Annotated in this window: 18 protein-coding genes; 13 read left to right on the top strand and 5 right to left on the bottom strand. The window is 65.3% G+C overall.

The window, feature by feature from the left end; translation table 11 throughout:
• Positions 1–67: 67 nt before the first annotated feature.
• From EYQ35_08725 to EYQ35_08715, 3 genes are read left to right on the top strand one after another with little or no spacing between them, the layout of a single operon-like run.
• Positions 68–1,276 (top strand): GNAT family N-acetyltransferase, encoded by a 1,209-nt coding sequence (locus EYQ35_08725; GenBank protein HIF64220.1) that lies wholly within the window; start codon positions 68–70, stop codon positions 1,274–1,276.
• A gap of 25 nt (positions 1,277–1,301) precedes the next feature.
• Positions 1,302–1,736 carry an ATP-dependent Clp protease adapter ClpS gene (gene clpS, locus EYQ35_08720; protein HIF64219.1) on the top strand — a complete coding sequence of 145 codons (435 nt, stop codon included), beginning with the start codon at positions 1,302–1,304 and terminating at the stop codon, positions 1,734–1,736.
• Positions 1,733–4,180 (top strand): AAA family ATPase, encoded by a 2,448-nt coding sequence (locus tag EYQ35_08715; GenBank protein ID HIF64218.1) that lies wholly within the window; start codon positions 1,733–1,735, stop codon positions 4,178–4,180. The genes clpS and EYQ35_08715 overlap by 4 nt, the downstream gene beginning before the upstream one ends.
• Here EYQ35_08715 and EYQ35_08710 read toward each other — a convergent pair.
• A complete protein-coding gene (locus tag EYQ35_08710) occupies positions 4,162–5,124 on the bottom strand; it encodes a GTP-binding protein (protein ID HIF64217.1) in 963 nt (320 codons plus the stop codon). The two genes, EYQ35_08715 and EYQ35_08710, sit on opposite strands and share 19 nt — an antisense overlap.
• Positions 5,125–5,130: 6 nt before the next feature.
• Positions 5,131–5,814: a 2-phospho-L-lactate guanylyltransferase gene (gene cofC / locus EYQ35_08705; protein HIF64216.1), complete on the bottom strand. Its 684-nt coding sequence runs from the start codon at positions 5,812–5,814 to the stop codon at positions 5,131–5,133.
• A 172-nt stretch (positions 5,815–5,986) separates the two neighbouring features.
• On the opposite strand from cofC, the gene rsmD reads away from it, so the two are divergent.
• Genes rsmD through EYQ35_08680 form a run of 5 tightly spaced genes read left to right on the top strand, consistent with a single transcriptional unit; the run spans position 5,987 to position 10,430 of the window.
• The gene (rsmD, locus tag EYQ35_08700; protein ID HIF64215.1) at positions 5,987–6,592 is read left to right on the top strand and encodes a 16S rRNA (guanine(966)-N(2))-methyltransferase RsmD; all 606 of its coding nucleotides are present in this window, start codon (positions 5,987–5,989) and stop codon (positions 6,590–6,592) included.
• Between the two features lie 13 nt (positions 6,593–6,605).
• A complete protein-coding gene (coaD, locus tag EYQ35_08695; protein ID HIF64214.1) occupies positions 6,606–7,097 on the top strand; it encodes a pantetheine-phosphate adenylyltransferase in 492 nt (163 codons plus the stop codon).
• 10 nt (positions 7,098–7,107) lie between these two features.
• The gene (locus EYQ35_08690; protein HIF64213.1) at positions 7,108–8,286 is read left to right on the top strand and encodes a pyridoxal phosphate-dependent aminotransferase; all 1,179 of its coding nucleotides are present in this window, start codon (positions 7,108–7,110) and stop codon (positions 8,284–8,286) included.
• Positions 8,287–8,344: 58 nt separating this feature from the next.
• Entirely contained in the window at positions 8,345–9,397 is a 1,053-nt protein-coding gene (locus tag EYQ35_08685) for an alcohol dehydrogenase (GenBank protein HIF64212.1), read from the top strand.
• Positions 9,363–10,430, top strand: a complete 1,068-nt coding sequence (locus tag EYQ35_08680; GenBank protein ID HIF64211.1) for a sorbitol dehydrogenase — start codon at positions 9,363–9,365, stop codon at positions 10,428–10,430. The genes EYQ35_08685 and EYQ35_08680 overlap by 35 nt, the downstream gene beginning before the upstream one ends.
• Before the next feature lie 26 nt (positions 10,431–10,456).
• Here EYQ35_08680 and EYQ35_08675 read toward each other — a convergent pair whose 3' ends face one another.
• Entirely contained in the window at positions 10,457–10,681 is a 225-nt protein-coding gene (locus tag EYQ35_08675; protein ID HIF64210.1) for a hypothetical protein, read from the bottom strand.
• Between the two features lie 160 nt (positions 10,682–10,841).
• Between EYQ35_08675 and EYQ35_08670 the strand changes: the two genes are divergently transcribed.
• The gene (locus tag EYQ35_08670) at positions 10,842–12,461 is read left to right on the top strand and encodes a hypothetical protein (protein ID HIF64209.1); all 1,620 of its coding nucleotides are present in this window, start codon (positions 10,842–10,844) and stop codon (positions 12,459–12,461) included.
• A 14-nt stretch (positions 12,462–12,475) separates the two neighbouring features.
• On the opposite strand, the gene EYQ35_08665 is transcribed toward EYQ35_08670, so the two are convergent.
• Complete coding sequence (locus EYQ35_08665; protein HIF64208.1) at positions 12,476–14,557, bottom strand: hypothetical protein; 2,082 nt, start codon at positions 14,555–14,557, stop codon at positions 12,476–12,478.
• Between the two features lie 207 nt (positions 14,558–14,764).
• The gene (locus tag EYQ35_08660; protein ID HIF64207.1) at positions 14,765–15,442 is read right to left on the bottom strand and encodes a hypothetical protein; all 678 of its coding nucleotides are present in this window, start codon (positions 15,440–15,442) and stop codon (positions 14,765–14,767) included.
• 356 nt (positions 15,443–15,798) lie between these two features.
• Between EYQ35_08660 and EYQ35_08655 the strand changes: the two genes are divergently transcribed.
• Genes EYQ35_08655 through EYQ35_08640 form a run of 4 tightly spaced genes read left to right on the top strand, consistent with a single transcriptional unit; the run spans position 15,799 to position 21,009 of the window.
• Positions 15,799–16,797, top strand: a complete 999-nt coding sequence (locus EYQ35_08655) for a glycosyltransferase family 2 protein (protein HIF64206.1) — start codon at positions 15,799–15,801, stop codon at positions 16,795–16,797.
• Positions 16,794–19,019 (top strand): glycosyltransferase, encoded by a 2,226-nt coding sequence (locus tag EYQ35_08650; protein ID HIF64205.1) that lies wholly within the window; start codon positions 16,794–16,796, stop codon positions 19,017–19,019. The genes EYQ35_08655 and EYQ35_08650 overlap by 4 nt, the downstream gene beginning before the upstream one ends.
• Positions 19,016–20,113 (top strand): glycosyltransferase family 1 protein, encoded by a 1,098-nt coding sequence (locus EYQ35_08645; GenBank protein HIF64204.1) that lies wholly within the window; start codon positions 19,016–19,018, stop codon positions 20,111–20,113. Before EYQ35_08650 ends, EYQ35_08645 begins: the two co-directional genes overlap by 4 nt.
• Positions 20,041–21,009: a glycosyltransferase family 2 protein gene (locus tag EYQ35_08640; protein ID HIF64203.1), complete on the top strand. Its 969-nt coding sequence runs from the start codon at positions 20,041–20,043 to the stop codon at positions 21,007–21,009. The genes EYQ35_08645 and EYQ35_08640 overlap by 73 nt, the downstream gene beginning before the upstream one ends.
• Positions 21,010–21,116 lie beyond the last annotated feature (107 nt).

Here is a 21,116-nt window from a genome sequence, read left to right as displayed (position 1 = left end):
GTCCGCATGCGGGCATAGACGCGGTGCTGCGCCAGCTCGAACCTCCCGCCGCTGACGCCCCCGAGGGCTGACAAAGGGCGTGGCTAGCTGCTCGGACAAGCTGGAGTTTTCGACAGTAGACTCCCTGCTCGGCATCGACGCAGGGCAGTGGAACCAACTGGTCCATGCCGACGATCCCTTTCACGAGTGGGGCTTTCTCGCGTCGCTGGAACTGTCGGGAGTGGTTGGCGCCGGTACGTCCTGGCAACCCGCCTACCTGCTTGCAAAAAAGGGCGGGCAACTCGTCGGCGCGCTGGCCAGCTGGATTCGCTACGACTCTTACGGCGAGTTCGTGTTCGACTGGCACTGGGCCGATGCTTACCAGCGCGCGGGCCTACCCTACTATCCCAAGCTCACCGTGGGTTTACCCTTCACGCCGGTCACCACGCGGCGTTTTCTCGTTCACCCCGATCACCCGCAGCTCGAAACAGCCGCCGGCCTTGTTGAACACTCATTGGCGTTTGCCGTCGAGCAGAAACTATCCGGTGTGCATTTTCTTTTTGTAACCGAGGAGGAGCAGCAGTTGCTCGCCCAGCACGATTTCATGTCGCGCCTGCAGCCCGAGTTCCTGTGGCGCAACTCGGACTATGGCGACTTCGATGATTTTGCCGGCTCGCTCAGGTCGAAGAAGCGCAAGCAGCTTCTCCACGAGCGACGGCAGGTGGCCGACGGCGGACTGGCCATCGAAACGCTGGGCGGCGCTGATCTTACAGACGCCGACATGGATGCGTTGTGGTCTTTTTATCACGACACCACCGGCCGCAAGTGGGGCGAGCGTTACCTCAACCGCGACACCTTTGAGAACTGGCGGCAGCGCTGCGCAGAAAGCGTGGTCGTGGTGCTCGCCCGCGATGGCGACCGCGCAGTGGCGGGGACGTTTAATTTTTTTCGCGGTTCGGCGCTGTACGGTCGCTACTGGGGGGCGATAGAAAACCTGCCGCTTATGCATTTCGAGTGCTGCTACTATCGGCTCATTGACTTTGCCATCGAGCGCGGGCTGCAGAGCTTTGACGCCGGGGTGCAGGGTGAGCACAAGTTCCTGCGCGGCTTCGAGGCCCGTTCGGTTTGCAGCGCCCACTGGCTGTCGCACCCCCCCGCGCGCCAGGCCGTGGCCAGCTACCTTGAGCAGGAGAGGGCGCAGGTGCGCCGCGTGGTGGACGGTTATAACCGCGTTTCTCCGCTTAAAACGGTGAGGGCTCGCGCGGCCGACCAGGCGGGGGTCTTCAAAAAACCCTGAAAAAGGCGTACTAATCAACGTAGGAATGGATGTTTGGAGTCAGTTTGCAGCCGCGTCGGCAGGGCCGCGCAACGCCCGGGACGCAGCCGACCGTTTGAATGGTCGCGACAGTAGTGGCGAGGCCCAGCTGCTCACCCGTCGACGGACGGCGCTCAAGCGGCCGTCGATGTACCGGGTGCTGGTGCTCAACGACGACTACACCCCGATGGAATTCGTGGTTTGGATACTCGAGGCTGTGTTTTACAAGCCACACGAAGAAGCCGTGCGGCTCATGCTGGACGTGCACAACAAGGGCAAGGGTTGCTGCGGTGTCTACGCTCACGACACGGCCCGCACCAAGGCGGCGCAGGTTCATGAGCTGGCGCAGCGCCACGAGCATCCCCTCGAATGCAGGCTCGAGGTGGCCGAGGGCGAAGATGAAGGAGCCGACGACAGCGGACGGCAGGGTGACGGCGCATGAGAATATCTGACGAACTCGAACGCACGATGTTGCGCGCGGTGGACTACGCAACCACGAGGCGGCACGAGTTCGTGTCGGTGGAGCACCTGCTGCTGGCACTGCTCGAGGATCCGGACGCGGCACGGGTTTTATCGGGTCTGGGTGTTGACCTGGGAAAGCTCGCCTCCGAATTACGGTCCTTTCTCGACGAAAATTCGCCGGTGGTACCGCTACTCGCTGCGGCGACGACCGACACGGACGACGCAGCAGGAGAGGATATCGATTCCCAGGCAGGCGATCTCGATGACGGTGACGCGGCTTCTTCGGGCGATGGCCTGGCCAACACCGGGTCTGAGCTTACGCCCAGCGATGCTGTGGCCTGGGCACCGGGCTACACCATTGGCGCCCAACTCGTCCTTCAGCTGGCCGCCTCGCACGTGCAGTCGTCCGGGAAGGAGAGCATGGACGGCAGCAACCTGCTCACGGCGATGTTCCGCGACGAGGAATCCCACGCCGCCTGGTATCTCAAGCGCCACGGGGTGAGCCGTTACGACGTGGTACGTTTTCTTTCGCACGGTCTCGGTAGCCTCGGACCGGACGCCGGAGAGGGCGAAGATGCCGACTCATCGCCGTGGCCCGAGGGCGAAGGTGGCGCAGGCGGTGATGACCCCGAGCGCGAAGCCGAGCTGTCCGAGCCGCTGGCGAGATTCTGCGTCAACCTCAACCTGAAGGCCGCCCGCGACGAGATCGACCCGCTCATCGGGCGCCGCGCGGAACTCGATCGCAGCATCGCCGTGCTCGCACGTCGCCGCAAGAACAACCCGGTGCTGGTGGGTGACGCGGGCGTGGGCAAGACGGCCATCGTTGAGGGCCTGGCCATGGCTATCTTTCATGGCAACGTGCCCGCCTGCCTGCGCGACACCGTCATCTACTCGCTCGACATGGGCTCGCTCACGGCGGGCACGCGTTATCGCGGTGATTTTGAAGAACGGCTGAAGGCCGTCATGTCGGCCCTCGACGAGGCCGGCAGTGACACGGTGCTCTTCATCGATGAGATGCATACCATTGTTGGCGCCGGCGCTGCATCCGGCGGGGCGCTCGACGCTTCGGCCATTCTCAAGCCGGCGCTGGCATCGGGTGAACTGCGTTGCATTGGTACGACGACGTGGAAGGAGTACCGCTCGGTCATAGAGAAAGACCACGGGCTGTCGCGTCGTTTTCAGAAAATCGAGGTAGTCGAACCGGGCGAGAAAGAATCGCTGGAGATACTGTCTGGCCTCAAGCAGCGCTACGAGGAGTTTCACGGCGTGGAGTACACGCCGCGGGCCATCAAATCATCGGTCGAACTGTCAGCCCGTTATGTCACCGACCGCTTGCTTCCCGACAAGGCTATCGACGTGCTCGACGAGTCCGGTGCCGACGTTAAGCTGCGGGAGCGCGGGCAGGGCGGCGTGAGAAGAGTGACCGTGCGCGACGTGGAAAAAGTCGTCTCGAGGATGGCCCGCGTGCCCACGCGCACCGTGCACGTGCACGACCGACGTCGACTCGAAACCCTTGATCGCGACATACGCCTGATGGTCTACGGCCAGGACGAGGCTGTCGCTAAGGTGGTGAGCGCCATTCGCCTGTCGCGATCGGGACTGGCCGAGCCCGACAAGCCCGTGGGCAGTTTTCTTTTCGCCGGCCCCACGGGGGTCGGCAAGACCGAGCTGGCCCGCCAGCTGGCTTTATCGATGGGCGTGGAGTTCCTGCGTTTTGACATGAGCGAGTACATGGAGAAGCACACCGTCTCCAGGCTTATAGGTGCGCCCCCGGGCTACGTGGGCTACGACCAGGGTGGGCAGCTCACCGATGCCGTGCATCGCACTCCCCACGCGGTGGTCTTGTTCGACGAAATAGAAAAGGCCCACGAGGATGTCTTCAATATTCTCCTGCAGGTCATGGACTACGCGACGCTTACCGACAACAATGGACGCAAGAGCGATTTTCGCCAGGTGGTTCTGATCATGACCACCAACAGCGGCGCGCGCGACGCCGAGGCCAACGCTATTGGTTTTGAGCAGACGGCCGACGGTGCCGGGCGCTCGATGAAGGCCATTGAAAAGCTGTTCAGCCCCGAGTTCCGCAACCGCCTGAGCGCAATAGTGCCGTTCAATCCGCTACCGATCGAGGTCGCCGAGCAGGTGGTCGAAAAAATAGGCAGCGAGCTGGAGGCCAGGCTCAAGAGCCGCAACGTTTCGCTGGTGATCGAGGCCTCGGCCCTGTCATGGCTGGCACGCAAGGGATATGACCCCGCCTTCGGTGCGCGCCCGCTCAGACGCCTGGTCGAGAAAGAAATAAGCGGCGTGCTCAGCGACGAGATACTGTTCGGGCGGCTTGCCCACGGCGGTCAGGTACGCGTCAGCGCCGGCGAAATCAGCCCCGGTGAAGAGGGTCTCGTGTTCGACTACGAATCGCGCGACTGATCGCTGGCGCGACGTATAATCACCACGCGACCCACGAGCTTGTCGTCCACGCCGTCGGCCGCGTCGGACACATCGAGCCGGCTGCCCACGCCCTGCAGTAACTTCACGCACCCGCCAACACGCACGAATCCCTTGACCCGCAGCGGCGAGGTTTTGAGCAGCTCGGCCTCGAGCTGTGCGAGATCGCTGTCATCGGCCACACTGATGACCTCGTTCGTGAAGTGATCGTGGTTGTGTTCGTCGTGCGCCCCGCGCTCGGCCGGTGCGCGACGCCGCTCGCCCGTCTGCTGTTCGTCGCCCGGTTGCGACGGCCGCGGCGTGAAAAGCACTGCCGGGTCCACCTGGCAGTGGCTCGCGTGAAGCAGGGGCGCGTCGGGTTCCATGGCCCGCAACCGGGCTTCGATGGCCGGAAGCGCCGAGTCGGGCACGAGGTCTATCTTGTTGAGCAGCAGCAGGTCGGCCGAGCTGACCTGCTGCTCAAAGGTGCCCTCGAGGTCGCGTTGCTCGTACATCTGCAGGGCGTCGACCACCACCAGGGCCGCGTCGTCAGCCAGCCAGGAGTTTACTGGCTCGCGCCACAGCTGCAGCAGGGTGTCGTAGGGCAGGGCGACGCCCGAGGTCTCGATGATGATGCGATCCGGGTCTACGTTCTCGCGTAGCTCCTGCAAGGTTTCGAGCAGTTCGTCGGAGAGCTGGCAGCACACGCAGCCGCCCTCCAGCTCGACGGTGGCTTGCCCGCCCTGGCCGATCAGCGCGGCGTCGAGTCCGAGCTCGCCGAATTCGTTGGTGACGATGGCAACCTTCACCCCGTTGGCGATGGCGTCGTCGAGCAGGTGGCGCACGAGGGTGGTTTTGCCCGACCCGAGAAAGCCCGACACCAGTAGCACCGGGACACCACCACGGCTGTCTGCGGTAGCCGTCGAATTTTTTTTATCAGCGGGCACCCGTGCTCACGCTGCCGTGCTGTTGCGCAGGTCGCCCGCGAACCAGTGCCTGAGAAGGCGAGTGGTTTGCAGGTCTTCGGCAGCGTCGAGCAGGGTTTCGAGGTCTTCGGGTCGATCGAGGTCCAGCGCAAAACTGGAGAGAGTAAGCACGGTGCAGGGCAGGCCGGCCTGTTGGCAGGCGTTCTCGTGCGCGGCCAGGCTCTCGCCCTCGAAGCGCGGTTGCATGACCGTGGGTGGGCTGAGCAGCAGGCCGTTGGTGCCGCCGGGTGACCCCGATCGCACCAGCAGCACCGACCGGCGCGGGGAATCGAGCTCAAGCAGTTCGTCGATTTCACGGGACCGCAGCAGCGGCACGTCGCCGGGAATGGCCAGCAGCCGGGTGGCCCCGCGCTGCTCGAGTTGTTCGGCGGCCCATGCCACCGCGCCATTGAGTCCAAGGGCTCGGCCCTGGAGCTGGCGTTCGTCCAGCGCTAGGACGTCCCGCGACCTCGCCCGCTCAAGCAGCACCGGGTCGCTGCTCACCACGGCTGGCAGGTCGAGTGCGCGTGAGCCGACCAGCGCCGCCAGCATGTCGTCGAGCATGGCCAGGGCGAGGGCTTCGCGGCGCGCCGGGTCCAGCCGTTGGCCCAGTCTCTGCTTGGCCCCGGTGGTGGATCGCACGGGTATGACGGCGGCGTTCACGGCGCGCAAGTTACTTCAGCGCCCCACTGGTGTAAAGCAGCGAGATTGCCGGTGGGGTGGGGACCGGCGTGGCAGGGGCGCCTCCCGGTCCGGATGCCCCGGGCTGGCTCCCCTTCGCAAAAAAGGAGTGAGCAGCCCTTTTTGCCCGCCGTGGAGGGCTGAGCTATAAGTCCGTTCGCCGTTGCGTATTGTAGGCGGAAAGTTCAAGGGACGCAGGTTGGCAGCCGTGCCGGGCAAGGGCACTCGGCCCACGGCTGACCGGGTGCGCGAGGCCCTGTTTAACCGCCTGCTCGTGCGCTACGAGTTGGAGGGGGCCAGCTTGCTCGACCTGTTTGCGGGCAGCGGCGCGCTGGGCCTCGAGGGCTTGAGTCGCGGGGCGGCCGAGTTGTTGAGCGTGGAGCGCGATCGTGGGGCGGTGGGTGTGATAGAGGCCAACCTTGAGCGCTGTGGCTTGCGGGCAGATGGTACGCGGGCAGATGGCTTGCAAGCGGAAGTGCTGCGCGCAGAGGTGGCTGCTGCGTTGCGCAGGCTCGCGCGCGAAGGACGGGTTTTTGACGGTGTTTTTGTCGATCCCCCATACGCGGGCCCGCTGGCACTGGAGACCCTTGAGGCACTGGGTGGCTTGGAGCTGTTGGGGCCGGGCGGCTGGGTGAGCGTTGAAACTGACCGCCAGGCCGGACTCCCCGACTCGACTGGTAGCCTGCTGCTGGTAAGAAGAGACGATTACGGCGACACTGCACTGTGGTTGTACGAGGCCGGGGCGAGGCGGCAGGGGAGTGGAACATGAAGGGAGTCATTAAGTGAGCAAAAGGATCGCTGTCTATCCCGGTTCGTTTGACCCGGTGACCAACGGGCATCTGGACATTGTGGAGAGGGCCCTGGCCCTGTTTGACCACCTGCGCATCGCGGTGGCATACAACAAGGACAAGCCCGGGGGCCTGTTTACCCGCCAGGATCGCGAGGCGATGATAGCCGAGGCCACGAGCCAGTACGGTGATCGCGTGTCGGTGGATTCGTTTCACGGGCTGCTGGTCGACTACGCGCGCGACAACGGCGCGGGGGCGGTGATACGTGGGCTGAGGGCGGTGGCCGATTTTGACTACGAGTTCCAGATGGCGTTGATGAACCGTCACCTCTGCACTGATGTGCAGACGGTATTTCTCATGGCCGACGAAGCGCATTTCTACACAAGTTCCAGTCTCATACGCGAAGTAGCCACTCTCGGCGGCGACGTGTCGGCGCAGGTTCCGCCATGTGTCCTGCGCGCGCTCAACGATAAATTTTCAAAATGAGGGACAGGGCTTGAAACTTTCCGACCGCCTGCAGAAGGTAAAACCGTCGTCGACCATGGCGATGAACTCGCGCGTGATAGAGCTGAAGGCCTCGGGCCGCGACGTTGTCGGCTTTGCCGCCGGCGAGCCCGATTTTCCAACCTGGGACAACGTCTGCGAGGCGGCCCACCAGTCCATTCGTAACGGCGAGTTCAAGTACACCCCGGTCGGTGGAACTCCCGAGATGCGACATGCGATTACGGTCAAGCTGGCGCGTGACAACGCACTCGACTACTCCCAGGCCGAGGTCATGGCCAGTTGTGGGGGCAAGCACACGCTGTACAACGCCATGCAGGCGTTGTTGTCCGATGGCGACGAGGTGGTGATACCCGGGCCTTACTGGGTGAGTTATCCCGACATGGTGGCGTTGTCGGGTGGCGTGCCGCGGGTGTTGTCGACTTCAGAGGAAAACGGTTTCCTGCTGTCTGCGGCCGAGCTCGAGGCCGCGCTGACCCCGGCAACGCGCATGGTCATACTCAACAGCCCGTCCAACCCCACCGGCGCCTGCTACGACGAAGCCGGCCTGCGCGAGCTGGGGGCGGTGCTCGAACGCCACGACTGCGTGGTGTTGTGCGATGACGTCTACGAGTTCGTACGCTACGACGGCGGCCGCCCGCCGCACCTGCTCACGATGTTCCCGTCGCTCAGGGAGCGCACGGTGGTGGCCAACTCGGTGTCGAAGACCTACGCCATGACAGGCTGGAGGGTGGGCTATTGCGCTGCCCCGGCAAACGTCATCAAGGCGATGCTCACGTTGCAGGGGCAGATGACTTCGAACCCCAGCTCTATTGCCCAGGCTGCCGCAGTGGAGGCACTTACCGGCCCCCAGTCGGCGCTGGCGCCGATGATAGAAGAGTTTGGCCGGCGACGTGACTACGTTTGCGAGCGCTTCAACGCCATTGATGGCCTGTCGGTGTCCCCGCCAGGCGGCGCGTTCTACGTTTTTGTGAACGCACGCGATGCGTTCCAACGAGCGGGCGTGGACGATGGTGATGCCTTCGCGCTGGCCATGCTCGACGGCGCTTCGGTGGGTGTGGTCGGTGGCAACGACTTCGGCTCTTCGGATCACTTTCGCGTATCGTACGCCACCTCGATGGAGCAGCTCAGCAAGGGGCTCGACGCTATCGAGAACTGGCTGGGCGGGCTCTGAAAGCCGTGTCCGCCGGGCTAGCGTCCGTCGGCCCGGATGCCCGCGGTAACTCGTAGCCGTGAAGCGCTGCGTGCTGCAGGAACCCGGGCTCATCATCGTCGAAGACGACGCGCCCGATCCCAGGCCCGGTCCCGGCGACATCGTGCTCGAGGTGCGCGCGGCGCTCACCTGTGGCACCGACCTGAAAGCCTGGCGTCGCGGCCACCCCAAGATGCCCTGTCCGACCCCCTTCGGCCACGAGTTTGCCGGCCGCGTGGTCCAGGTCGGCGCTGCAGTGGAAGGCTTCGCGGTGGACGACGAGCTGATGTCGGCCAACACCGGCCCCTGCAACAACTGTCGCTACTGCCGACGCGGTCAGCAGAACCTCTGCGAGAGCCTGATGGACGAGATGATCCTGGGCGCCTACTCGCAGTACCTGCTCATTACCGAGCGGGTGCTGCGTAGCAACGTTTACCGTCGTCCCAATCACCTGCCCTTTGAGCATGCCGCCCTGCTCGAGCCGTTGTCGACGGTGTGCCACGGCATGTCGGGCGTGCCGCTTCGTGATCGCGACGAGTCGGCCACGGTCCTGTTGCTCGGGGCCGGCCCCATTGCGTTGCTGTGGCTGGTGGCGCTCAAGCGGGCGGGTGCCGGCCGGGTGGTGGTAGCCGGGCGAAGGCCGTTCAGGCTCGAGGTGGCCCGCAGGCTGGGCGCCGACGCCGTGCTGGGCGAGGACGACGACCTGGAGGCTTCGCTTGCCCAGCTCACGGGGGGCAGGGGGGCCGACCTTGTGGTGGAGTGCACGGGCAGCATCGAGGTATGGGAGCAGGCGCCGCAACTGGTGGCCCGCGGCGGCAGCGTGGTGTTGTTCGGTGGTTGCCCGGCCGGTTCGCGGGTGTCGCTTGACAGCTACCGCTTGCACTACGACGGCGTGGCTATCACGAGCCCTTTTCATTTCTGCCCGGCCGACGTCGAGGTGGCCGCCGGGCTGCTGGGCGACCCCTCGGTGGACTGGTCGCCGTTCATAACTTCAACCGCGTCGCTGGACGAGCTCCCGGCCGTGTTCGAAGACCTGGGCGCAGGCCAGCAGGTCAAGTGTGCCGTTCTTCCCCACGGGCCAGGGCCGTCATGAAGGAGCCCGCGTGAAAGTAGCCCGCTACTACGATGGCGACGACGTTCGCATAGAGGACCAGCCGGTACCCGAGCCGGGTCCGGGCGAGATACTCGTTCGTACTCGCGCCTGCGGCATCTGCACGGGCGACATCATGTCCTGGTACATGCGCCGCAAGGCCCCGCTGGTCTTCGGACACGAGCCGGCCGGCGAAGTGGCTGCACTGGGCCAGGGAGTTGAGCAGCTCGAGATCGGCGATCGCGTGTTCGTGCACCACCACGCGCCTTGCGGCCACTGCCGACAGTGCCGGCGTGGCGCGCCGGTGCACTGCCCGACCTGGCGGCAGAACGGCCTCAGCCCCGGCGGCCTGGCCGAGTACTTTGTGGCCGCGGCTCCCAACGCTGACAACGACACGCTGCTGTTGCCCGAGGGAATAGACTTCGTGTCGGCCAGCCTCGTGGAGCCGGTGGCCTGCGTGGTGAAGTCGCTTGCCCGTGGAGCCGTTGCCCCGGGCGATACGGTGGCTGTCATCGGTGCCGGGATAATGGGCGTGTTGCACCTGTTATTGGCTAAGCAACTGGGCGCGTCCGTGGTCGTGGCCGACATGGTGCCGGCGCGCCTGGAACGTGCTCGCTGCCTGGGCGCCGACGGCGTGGTCGATGTGCGCGAGGGCACGCTGCGCGAGGGAGTGGAGAAGGTCACGGCTGGCGCCGGGGCGGATGTGGTCATAGTGGGGCCGGGCAGCCTGCAGGCGATGAACGACGGGCTCGACGCGGCCGGCCCGGCGTCAACGGTCGTGTTTTTTACCTGCTCAAAGCCGGGCGACACACTGGAGATCGATCCGTCACGGCTCTACTTTGACGAGATTTCCATTGTGCCCAGCTACTCCTGCGGGCCCGCCGATACACGCGCGGCGTTGGAATACATTCGCTCGGGCGTGGTGTCGGCCGACGACCTTGTCACGCACAGGTTCCCGTTAGAGAAGGCGGCCGAGGCGCTGGCCATGGCTGCGCGCACTGACGAGGCGCTCAAGACCGTGGTCGTTATCGACTGAAAGGGTGGCCCGCCGGTTTCCGATTCTTACTTCTGCATGCCGGTGTGGAAAATAACCTCGGACTTTTCGGCAGCGGTCTCGGCCTTGCGGGCTGCATCTTCGGCGGCTGCTGCTGCTGCCTCGGCACGGGCCACGGCCTCGGCTACATCGCCCTGGTTGCGGGCCTTGCTCGAGGAGCTCTGCATGCCGGCACAGGCAGTGAAGGCCAGGGCCAGGGTAACTATCATCGCCGCTTGAATAGGTGCTTTCATCTTTATGGGACCTCCAGGTTGTCTGTTGATGCGGAGACTCCGCGTTTCTTTTAATTGCACAGGCCACGCAGGGGCGCAAGCAAAGCGTGGCCCTGCTACGGCCTTGCACTGGTGACGGGTGGCGCTTCGCGGGGTCGCGCGAGGCGGCTATCATCTCAACATGGCGGCGCGTGCGAGAGCCTCTGACTTATGGCGCCAGCCGGGCAGGTCGGCGCGCACAGGCCTGCGCCTGACCGCGGCCGTCGGGCTGGCGGCGATAGCGCTCTATCTACCCGTCATCGCTTTTGATTTGCTGTTTGACGACCTTTCGTTGCTGGGCGAGAACGGCCCCGCCGGCAGCGGAGGGCTGTTGCCCTATCGCCCGCTGAGGCACCTGGCCTGGTTGTCAGAGTACTGGCTCGTCGGGCTGCTGGGCCGGCAGGACCTCGCGGCCTCGGTGTACCATCTGGCCAACCTGCTGCTTTTTGGTGGCGTGGCGGCGACGCTGTGGTGCCTGTGCCGGAGGCTGGGGGCCAACAGCCTGCTGGCCTTCCTGTGTTGCGTGGCCTGCCTGGCCCACCCGCTGTGGGTGGAGTCGGTGGCTTACGTTTCGGGTGCCCGCGACCTGTTGGCCACGCTTTTTACGCTGTTGGCCCTGCTGGCCTGGAGCTCGGCTGACCCAGGGCAGGACAAGCCAGGGCAGGCCGCAGGAGCCGGCGGGTTGAGGGCGGGCGCGCTCGCCTTGCTGGCGGCACTGGCGGCTACCGCTTCAAAAGAAACCGGCCTACTGGTCGCGCCGCTGCTGTTGTTGATGTGGGCATCAGGCCTGGGCCCGTTGCGTCGAGGCGCCCTGGCCTGGATCGTGATGGTGGCTGTCGCGTCGGTGACCCTGGTGGTGGCTTATGGAGGCGTGGGCGTGTTGCCCGCCACCGCCGGCGTATTGTTGCCGGCGTCGTCCTATTCGTTTTGTGTAGGCGGTACCCTGGCGCTGCACTACGCGGCCGGGCTACTGGTTCCCCTTGATCTGTCCGTCGACTACCCGGCGCTGTGGCAACCCTGCGTCGGGATGGGTGCGGCTGCCTGGTTGCGCGCAGGCCTCGGACTGGTTCTGCTCGCGGCGTTGGCCGTCTCCGTGGTCCTGGCCTGGCGTAGCAGAAAGGGCGACATCGAGCGCAGGCAGGCGGCCTTCGTTGTAAGCTGGATCGCGGCTGCAGGCGTGGCGCTTGTTTTCGTTGCCGGCGTCAACGAGCCGGGCGCCGACCGCCACTCGCTGCTGTTGTTGCCGCCGCTTGCCCTGGGCATGGGCCTGTTGTTGCAACAGTTGGTGCAACAACCGTTGCGACAGTTGCCGCAACGGGGGACGCGGCAACGGGCGTGGCTGCCGGCGGGCCGTATTGCGGCCCTGCTGCTGCTCTGCTGCGTCTTTCTACTGGCGGGAGTCACTTTACGCAGGCAGCAGGATTGGCGCAGCCAGGCGGCCTTGTGGCGCTCTACTGTGGCTGTTCAGCCCAACTCACCCAGGGCGCATTATAACCTTGCCGTAGTGGCGGCTGACCGTGGCCGTCGAGGCCTGGCTCAACTGAGACTTGAGCGTCTACTCAAGCGCTGGCCCGACTACCAGCCGGCCCTGCTTGCCCGCGCGAGGCTGGCCTGTGCCGGGGGAGCGCTGCACCGCGCGGGGCATTTCCTTGAGAGGGCCGCGGGCAAGGCCGCCGGCAACACCGCTGCCGACAGGGCCGCGACCGATCGCGCGGTGCTCGCCGTTGTTAAGGACTGTCCTGGCCTGGCCTGGCCGCAGTGATTGTCGCCGCCTCTTCAGTCGGCGCCGGGGCGGTCAGCGGCCGGCGGTCGTGGTTTGAAATAGACCGGCTCCAGGCGCAGTAACGAGACAGTCGTCGGATACACGTGAAAGTGTTGGGGCGGAGCAGACTCGCTGGCCTGGGGCAGAAGCAGCTCAAAGGTGAAGTCAGCCACGTGCTCCTGTCGCGTAAAAAGGATGTGACGGTCCTGGGCGCGCTTGGCCGGCAGTGCCAGGTACACCGGCCCGCGTTTTTCGAGCAGTCGCGTCAGGCCAGCCACCTGGTTGGCTCCCCTGCGGTTGTGGGCTTGCACGGGCACAACCTCGCGCTGCCAGGTTAGCCAGAGCGGGGCAGACATCCCGAGGTAGTTGAGCCGGGAGTCGACCAGCAGCGTGGCGTCATCGGGAAGCAGAGCCGCGAAGTCGCGCAGTTGCGTCCAGGTACCGGACCAGGGCTGCCGACCCCACATGGGCTGGGCGGGCAGCAGCAGTCCGACGGCAAGCGCGACACCGGCAGCCACGCCGGCCAGTCTGCCGCGTGCTGTCGTGCTTTCGGTCACCATGCGCGACACGGCCAGCGTGGCCAGCACCACCAGCATGGGCGCCAGCACCGGAACCATGCGCCTGGAGGCCCAGGGCATGATGGTGCTCACGTGCGGGTCGTAGAACAGCAGCAGGGCCGTAAGGCCGCCGAAGACCAGGAAGAAGCCGTTGCCCGTGTGGCGCATCCGCTCTCGCCACGCCAGTCGCAAGCCCAGCGGAGCCAGCAACAGCAGCGGCCATCCCAGCCAATCAACCGTCCAACCGGGCATGTGTTCGAAGGCATCGGCCCTGCCCGCCCAGGCAAAGCCGGCGAGTAGCGCCGCCAACGTGCCGGTAGCGCAGAACCTGGCCAGGCCCAGGCGCCTGGCCCCGACCACGCACAGCGCGCACAGCGCCAGGCTGACCAGCCCGGCGGCCACCGGTTGCTTCAGCGCAGCAAAGACCACGCCTACCTTCATCCAGGTGAACGCCAGGTCTAGGGGGCCGGTCCAGGCAGCGGGCAGCAGCAGCAGCTCGGTTGCCAACAGGGCGAAGGCCGCACCCAGGCCGACCGCAAAACGAGGAGCCAGGGGCCGGCAACCCAGTCCGTGGCGGCGCAACAGGCCCCGGGCCAGCAGCGACACCAGCACGAACAGTGCAAACTCAACGCGGGCCACCGCCGCCATGCCGAGCATCACCCCCGCCAGGCCGGCGTCGCTGCTGCTGCCTTCTTCTTCCCAGCCGTCGAGCAGGGCGATTCCTGCCCAGGTAAAGAAACAGGCCAGCGGCGCCGGCAGGGCCACGTGCCCGGCGTAGTACCAGCTGGCCGAGCAGGCCAGGCCGAGCACGCCGAGCGTGGCCGCCACGGCGGGTACCCGTCGGCGCAGGAAGATCCACAGTGCCCAGGCGGCGAGCGAAAGCATGAGCCCGGAGAAAGCGCCGGAGCGCGCGGGGCCGGCCACCTCGCTGGAAATTGCAGCCCATAGCATTGGTAGGGGGTGATGGGCGGGGCGCGCCACGCTGTCGTTGTGACTCATGTGAATCATGGAGTGAGGCAAGCGCGAGAAGGGCGGTTTCCATGCGGCTCCCGGCCATACAGAGCCGAAGACCCTGCGCCGGGTAAACGTGTTGAGCCCAGTGGCCACGGGGTCGTCTTTCTCCAGCGTGCCTGAAAGGGCCAGGTGGTTGCCCGCTGCCATGTAAACGCTCGAATCCCAGGAGGCCAGCTGTGTCTGCCAGGCGGGCCAGTAGAGGCAGAGTACAAGCAGGGCTACCAGCGGACCCGCACTGGCTCTAGTTCTGCCGTCAGCGGGGTCGCGTTGGCGCAGCCCCCTGGACATGTAGCCAACGAGGCAGGTGCCGGCGTTGACCAGCAGCAGGGTGGGCAGTGAGTAAGACCCCGCGGCAACGAGCAGCAGCCCCACGGCGCTGGTCCACGCCACGCTCAGCGCCATGCGGCCGAATGCAGGGGGCAGGGCGGTACCGCGCGTTGAACGCAGGGCCTGGCCCGGTCCGTACAGCAGCAGGTACAGCGACACCGGTGCCAGCAATAGTCTGAACAGATCCGAGGGGTTCACGCGCTTGCCGGGACACTGCGGCCCGTGTCCCGCCGAAATGCTGCCCTCCGTGGTCGGTGAACGCAATAGGTGGCCAACCCTGCTGGCGACAACTGACCTCGGGGAGCCCCATGCCGCGAGCACAAAAAAAGGCGGCACCCCCCGAGAGGGATGCCGCCGGTAGACTTTGCAGTCTTGTTGGTCAGGCCAGCGAGATCGCCGGGATTATCAGCTGCCGGTTCCGCCGCCGCCCAATACAGCAAACTGGTTGCCGTCAGGGTCAGACACCACGATGGTCTGCGGTGCGAGGCTCGAGCATACACCCAAGGGGGGCAGGCCCAGGCCGGCGAGCAGGGTGTTCGTGTCGCCCTTGAACTTCAGCTTGCCTTTGCCGCAACCCTTTATGCAAGGGAATACGCTCTGCACGGGGAAGTCGAAGATGGTGATCGCGACTCCGGCCGTTATGTCGTTAACCGTAGGACGGGTAACAGACTGCAGGCTCCAGCCAGTGGCTGCAGCGCCATCGATCGGCGTAACCTCGTCGATGTCCACGATATCCTTACACTTGACCGATTGGGTCAGGTTGTAGCACTCTGCCTCTACTCCATCACTGCAAGGTATTTCGGTCTTACCCTTGTTGGAATAGCTGCACGCGCCCTTGGGGCCGAACGAGTAGGCTGAGTAAAAGAAAGGCGGGGTGCAACCAGGCGTACCACCAGTGCTCGTGGTGGTGTTGGTGCCCGGGTAGGTAACGCTACCTACGCAGGACGCAACCGCACGAACCATGGACGCTTTGATGCCCTTGGCCTTCGCCGGGCTGTCAAACAGGCAATCTTCCGCGTTGGAAACACCTGCAGTAAATGCGACCAGAGCAACGGCCGCCAGGAACATAGAAAATTTCTTCATTGCTTTTTTTCCTCCTATGGAAACGATCCGCCTGCCTAAGACTGCAAAGTCGCGGAGCAAAAGCAGCTCCGACCAATCACCCGGGGGTGGCGGTCACTCGACTAGATTTCCCTGCAGCGGTCGTAAGGTTCCAGTTGCGTCGTTTATAGTAACTTGGCAGGCCGGTTGTCAAGGCCAAAAGCCGGTTCATTCGATTATCGCGCTGTTTTTTACCCGGTTGGGGGGGTAACGGGCGATTTCTGTGCCCGCTCAGCAGCTAAATACGCGCCTGCGCGCTCAGCTGTACCGTGGTAGAATCGCGTTGCGGCCCGGATATATCGCCCCCTCGATCGGGGGGCCCACCCAACGGAATTCCAGTGAAACTGGTCATACAGATACCCTGCTACAACGAGGAGCAATGGCTCCCAGCCACCGTGGCCGAGCTGCCGCGCGTGTTGCGCGGCGTAGACGAGGTGGAGTTTCTCGTTGTAGACGACGGCAGCACCGATCGCACGGCCGAGGTGGCCGCCGAGCTGGGTGTTGAGCACGTGGTCAGGGTGCCGGTAAACCAGGGCCTGGCGCGGGCTTTTTCGACCGGGCTCGACAAAGCGCTGCGGCTGGGCGCCGATATAATCGTTAACACCGACGCCGACAACCAGTACGACGCCGCCTGCATACAGCAGCTGGTCGATCCTATTCTCAGGGGCGAGGCCGACATGGTGGTGGGCGACCGCGCGCCCTCGACCCTGGCCCATTTCTCGCCGATCAAGAAGCTGTTGCAGGCGATCGGGTCGGCAATAGTACGCGGCGTGTCGGGCACCAACGTACCCGACGTGACCAGCGGTTTTCGCGCGTTTTCGCGCGAAGCGGCGCTGCGCATGAACGTGGTTTCGGACTTCACCTATACCCTGGAGACCATAATACAGGCGGGCAAAAAGCAGCTATCGGTTGCCCACGTGGCCGTGGGGGTCAACCCCGACCTGCGACCTTCACGGCTCTTTACGCGCACTTTTACCTACCTGACCAAGAGCCTGTCGACCATCGTGCGCATCTACGCATTGTACGAACCGCTGAGGTTTTTTTCGGCCATAGGACTGGCCCTGCTCCTTGCGGGTTCGGCCCTGGGCGCACGCTTTCTCTACTACTACCTCACCACGGGTGGCGAGGGACACATTCAATCGCTGATACTGGTAGCGGTCCTGTTGCTCGCTGGTTTCCAGACCGTGCTCATAGGCATGGTGGCCGACCTGATAGGTTCGAGTCGTCGATTGCTAGAAGACACCCTGCTCAGGGTGCGCCGGCTCGAGCTCGGCGAGGCGGAGAATGGCCAACGAGAGAATGGCCAACGCGGGAAAGAGCAGCGGGCGGGTAGATGAGGGCTTGCCTCTTTGGCACCTACAATCGCCGCCACAGCGCCAATCGCATTTACGCGAGGGCCATAGCAGCTGCCGGCTATGAGCTGGTCGAAATCCACGAGCCAGTGTGGGAGCACACCCGTGATAAGGGCGCAGCGTACTTCGGGCCGCTTGGCCTGCTCAGGGGCCTGGTAGGGTGGCTCTCGGCCGCCGTTAAGCTGACCCGTCGTTGGTGGACAAGCGGCGGCACGCCGGTGGCCGTAGTGGGGTTCAACGGCCAGCTCGACGTATTGCTGCTGCGCCTGGTGAGCCTGCGTCAAGGCCCGAGGGTGATTTTTGCGCCGCTGGTCTCGCTCACTGAGACCCTCGTTGACGACCGTGGTGTCTACTCAAGGGGCGGCATGGCGGCGCGCGCGCTGCGGTTGCTCGACAGGCTCAGCTGCCGGGCGGCCGACGTGGTGGTCGTCGACACCCAGGCCCACCGGCGCTATTTTGTCGACGTGCTGGGTGTGGCCGAAGAACGCGTAGTGGTCTGCTACCTTGGTGCCGACGCTGCGGTGTTCGGCGATGACGCCGATTCCATTGTCACTGAGCGGCCTGACGAAGCTGAGCAGCCCAACGAAGCCGAGCAGCCCGACGAAGCCGGGCGCTTGCGGGTGCTGTGGTTCGGTCAGTACCTGCCGCTGCACGGCACCGACGTGATCGCCGCTGCCGTAGAGCAGCTGGCCGACCGCGACGACCTGTCCTTCGTGTTCGTGGGAACGGGCGAAGCACGGGCGGAGTTTGAGCAGCGAGTCAGGCTGAGCGGCGCGGTCGCCGAGTTCGAGGACTGGGTAGACTACGAACAACTGCCCGCGCTCATAGAGAAGGCCGACATCGTGCTGGGCGTGTTCGGCGACTCGGTGAAATCGCGCATGGTTATACCCAACAAGGTCTACCAGGGGGCGGCCGTGGGCCGTGCCGTGATAACGGCCGACTGTGAAGCCGTGCGCGAGGTGTTTACCGACGGTCGCGACCTGGTTCTGTGCGAAGCCGAGGCCGGCGCGCTGGCCGCGGCGATAAGCTCGCTGGCGTCAACCGCGGGTCACCGTCGCAGCCTGGGCGAGGCGGCTGCCGAACTGATAGCGGGGCGCTTCGGCGACCAGGAACTCGGCCGCTGCTGGGCCGGGCCACTTTCGGGCGAAGCAACAACAGCTGAACAGACAGCCGTCGAAGGAACCGCCGTCGGAGAGCCCGCCGTCATCGAGAGCACTGCGGACGACGAAGCACTGGTGGGCGTGGTCATACTCAATTTCAACAGCGCGCGGGCCACCCTGCGCTGCCTGCTGGCCGTGACCGGCAGCGATTACGGAAACCTGCGGGTCATGGTGGTCGACAATGCTTCTCAAGCCGCCGATCGACGCGAGCTTGAGGCCGGCATGGCGGGGCGCTTTGAGGCCCGGTTGTTACTCAACGACGAGAACCTCGGCTACGCCGGTGGAAACAACGCCGCGCTCAAGACGCTGTTCGGCGACGGTTGCCAGTACGTGCTCGTGCTCAACGGGGACACGCTGCCCACGCCCACGGCCATAAGTTCGCTGGTGGCCTGCGCCCGGCGCAATCCCCACTGCGGGCCGGTGGGCCCGAGGATAGCGCGCGATTGGCCGGGCGCCCATAGTGCGTCGATAGGCGAGCGTTACTGGGCCACCGTGGCCTGGTTGCCACGCAGCCTGCTCAGGCCGCGACGACCGAGACAGACCAGCTATGAGGTAGGCGGTGTACTGGGTTGTGCCATGCTCATCAGCCGCGATTTATACAACCGCGTGGGCGGCTTCGAGGAGGCTTACTTCGCGTACTACGAAGAAGTGGACTACTGCCTGCGTGCCCGGCGGGTAGGAATGCCACCGAGGGTGGAGCCCGGGGCCGAGATTGCGCACACCGGCTGGCGCGGCTTTGGCGGCGGCATGACGGGACTGGCGGCCTACCTCAAGGCTCGCAACCTGTGGCAGCTGGGCTCGCGCCGGCTGGACCTGCTCGAGAAGCTAGTGTTCGTGCCCGGCTACTTTGCCATGCTGGGCCTGAGCATGCTGGGCTACCTGTTCAGGGGCAGGATAAGCGTGCTGGTGGCCATGGGCAGGGGCGCCGCCGCAGGAATGGGCGGGGAAACCGGCCGCCCGCCTGATTTTGTGTTCGAGGCCGCGGGGGTTCCCGACGCGGACAGGCCTGCTGGCGGCGGCGGGGAGCAGCAGGAGCCGTTGCTGTGAATGTAGCCCTGTCAGCTGTGGCCGGCACCCTGGGCGGCCCGGCCACTTACGCGGTCGAGCTGGCCGGCGCCCTGGCAAAAGAGTTTCCCGCCGACGAGTACACGGTTTTTACTGACCACCCGGACGCCTTCGGCGGCCGTGTTGAGACCGTCAGGGTGCGCCTGCGCAGTGCCTGGGAGCAGCCGCTGTGGGATCACCTGTGGATGCGCCGCGCCCTGCTCGGGCACCCCGCCGAGCTTTTTCACGGTACCAAGGGCGTGTTGCCGGGCCTGCTGGGGCGCCCGGGCGTGGTGACGGTGCACGACGTAGCCCACCTGGTCTATCCCGAGAGCTTCGCCCTGGCCCAGCGCCTGCACCTGGCCCTGGAGACCCCGCGCAGCATAAGCCTCGCCAAGGCGGTGCTCACCGATTCACAGAGTACGGCCCATGATCTTGCCAGCCACTACCCGGCCGTGAGCGACAAGGTGGAGGTGGTGCCGCTGGGTGTACCTGCGGCCGGAGTGCGACCGGGCGACGACGAGATCGAGGCCTGGCGACGCGAGCAGGGCATAGGACCCCGGGTCATCGGCTACCTGGGCACGGTGCAACCGCGCAAGAATCTCGACCTGCTGGTCGATGCTTTCAGCAGCCTGTCGGCTGGCAGTGACTGGCAGTTGCTGGTCGCCGGACGCTTGCGGCCGGGCTACCGGCCGGCGTTTCTTGACCGCAACCTGCCCGGGGTTCGCTACCTCGGGCCCCTGGACGACGAAGAGATTCCGCTGTTTCTCGGCAGCCTGCGCTGCATGGTTTCGCCATCTTCGTACGAGGGTTTCGGGCTCACCTTTCTCGAGGCCATGGCCGCCGGCTGCCCGGTGGTCGGCTTTGCCAACAGCTCCATACCCGAGGTGGTGGGAAACGCGGGCCTGCTGGTCGAAAACGAAGACTCGGCGTCGCTGGCCGCGGCCATCGGCCGCCTGCTGGAGGACGATGAGCTGGCCGAACAGCTGGCGAAGGCCGGCCTTGAGCGCGCCGCGAATTTTACCTGGTCCAACACCGCCCGTCTCACCCGCGCAGTCTACGCCCGGGCGCTGGCCGCTGGCCGGGGGCAGCAGTGAAAGTCACCGCGGTAGTGCTCGACTGGAACGGACACCAGGACACGCTGGCCTGCCTGCGCAGCCTGCGTGAAGTGAGCGGCCTGGACATCGTAGTGGTCGACAACGGCTCAAGGCCGCGGCTGGCGGAGGCCTGTGGCGACGAACTCGTCGGTGTGACCCTGCTGGAGAACGATCAGAACCTGGGTTACGCGGGTGGCAACAACGTTGGACTGAAGCGCGCGCTGGCCGACGGGGCCGAGGCCGTGTGGGTGCTCAACAACGATACCGTGGTCGATCCCGAAGCGCTGGATCTCCTGCTGGCCTGCCTTGAGCGTCACCCGCGGGCCGCGGCCGTGGCGCCGGCCGTGCTTTCAGCCGACGATCCGAGCCGCCTGTGGGTGGCCTGGGGCGAGGTCAACTGGTTGCAGAGCCTTGTGCGCCTGGTGGGGCAGGGACGCGAGTATGGCCCGCGCTGGCAGGGCGAGCGCGAGGTGCCGTGGCTGCCCGGTTGCTCGGTGCTGTTCAGGCGCGCGGCCTTGGAGGCGGTGGGCCTGTTCGACGAAAACTATTTTGCCTACCACGAAGACGTCGACTGGGCGGCGAGGGCGCGAGAGCTGGGCTGGAGCATGCACTACAGCGGGCTGGCCACGGTCGTTCACCGGGGCAGCGCGAGCAGTGGCGGCTACTCGGGCTTCAAGCGTTACCTGAGCGCTCGCAACAGCGTTCTCTATGCGCGGCGTCACGGCAGTTTTCAGCAGCGGGTGCTGCTCGCGGCCGCCATAGTACTCACGCTGCCTTTTCAATACCTGCGCCGCCTGGCCACGGGCGAGCAGGGCGGGGTGTTGCTCAAACTACGCGGCTGGCTGGACGGCCTCGCTGGCCGCCCCATCCCCTTCGAGCAGCTCCACCTCCGCTAACCAGACCGGGTCTCATCAGCGGAAAAGGTACCCGGTCTCATATAAAAAACCCTGCGGGTATGTTCTGCATGCGCTAGGCTGTATGGGATAGTCAGATTCTGCGCCCG

The organism is Candidatus Binatota bacterium, from assembly GCA_012960245.1.
Taxonomy (GTDB): Bacteria; Desulfobacterota; Binatia; order UBA1149; family UBA1149; genus UBA1149.
This window is presented reverse-complemented; position numbering and strand designations above follow the sequence as displayed.

What these genes read in the sequence shown, in the direction of transcription:
- EYQ35_08660 (HIF64207.1), bottom strand. Translation starts at nt 15,442, where the DNA reads ATGAAGAAATTTTCTATGTTCCTGGCGGCCGTTGCTCTGGTCGCATTT.
- EYQ35_08675 (HIF64210.1), bottom strand. Translation starts at nt 10,681, where the DNA reads ATGAAAGCACCTATTCAAGCGGCGATGATAGTTACCCTGGCCCTGGCC.
- clpS (HIF64219.1), top strand. Translation starts at nt 1,302, where the DNA reads ATGGATGTTTGGAGTCAGTTTGCAGCCGCGTCGGCAGGGCCGCGCAAC.
- EYQ35_08670 (HIF64209.1), top strand. Translation starts at nt 10,842, where the DNA reads ATGGCGGCGCGTGCGAGAGCCTCTGACTTATGGCGCCAGCCGGGCAGG.
- EYQ35_08650 (HIF64205.1), top strand. Translation starts at nt 16,794, where the DNA reads ATGAGGGCTTGCCTCTTTGGCACCTACAATCGCCGCCACAGCGCCAAT.
- EYQ35_08715 (HIF64218.1), top strand. Translation starts at nt 1,733, where the DNA reads ATGAGAATATCTGACGAACTCGAACGCACGATGTTGCGCGCGGTGGAC.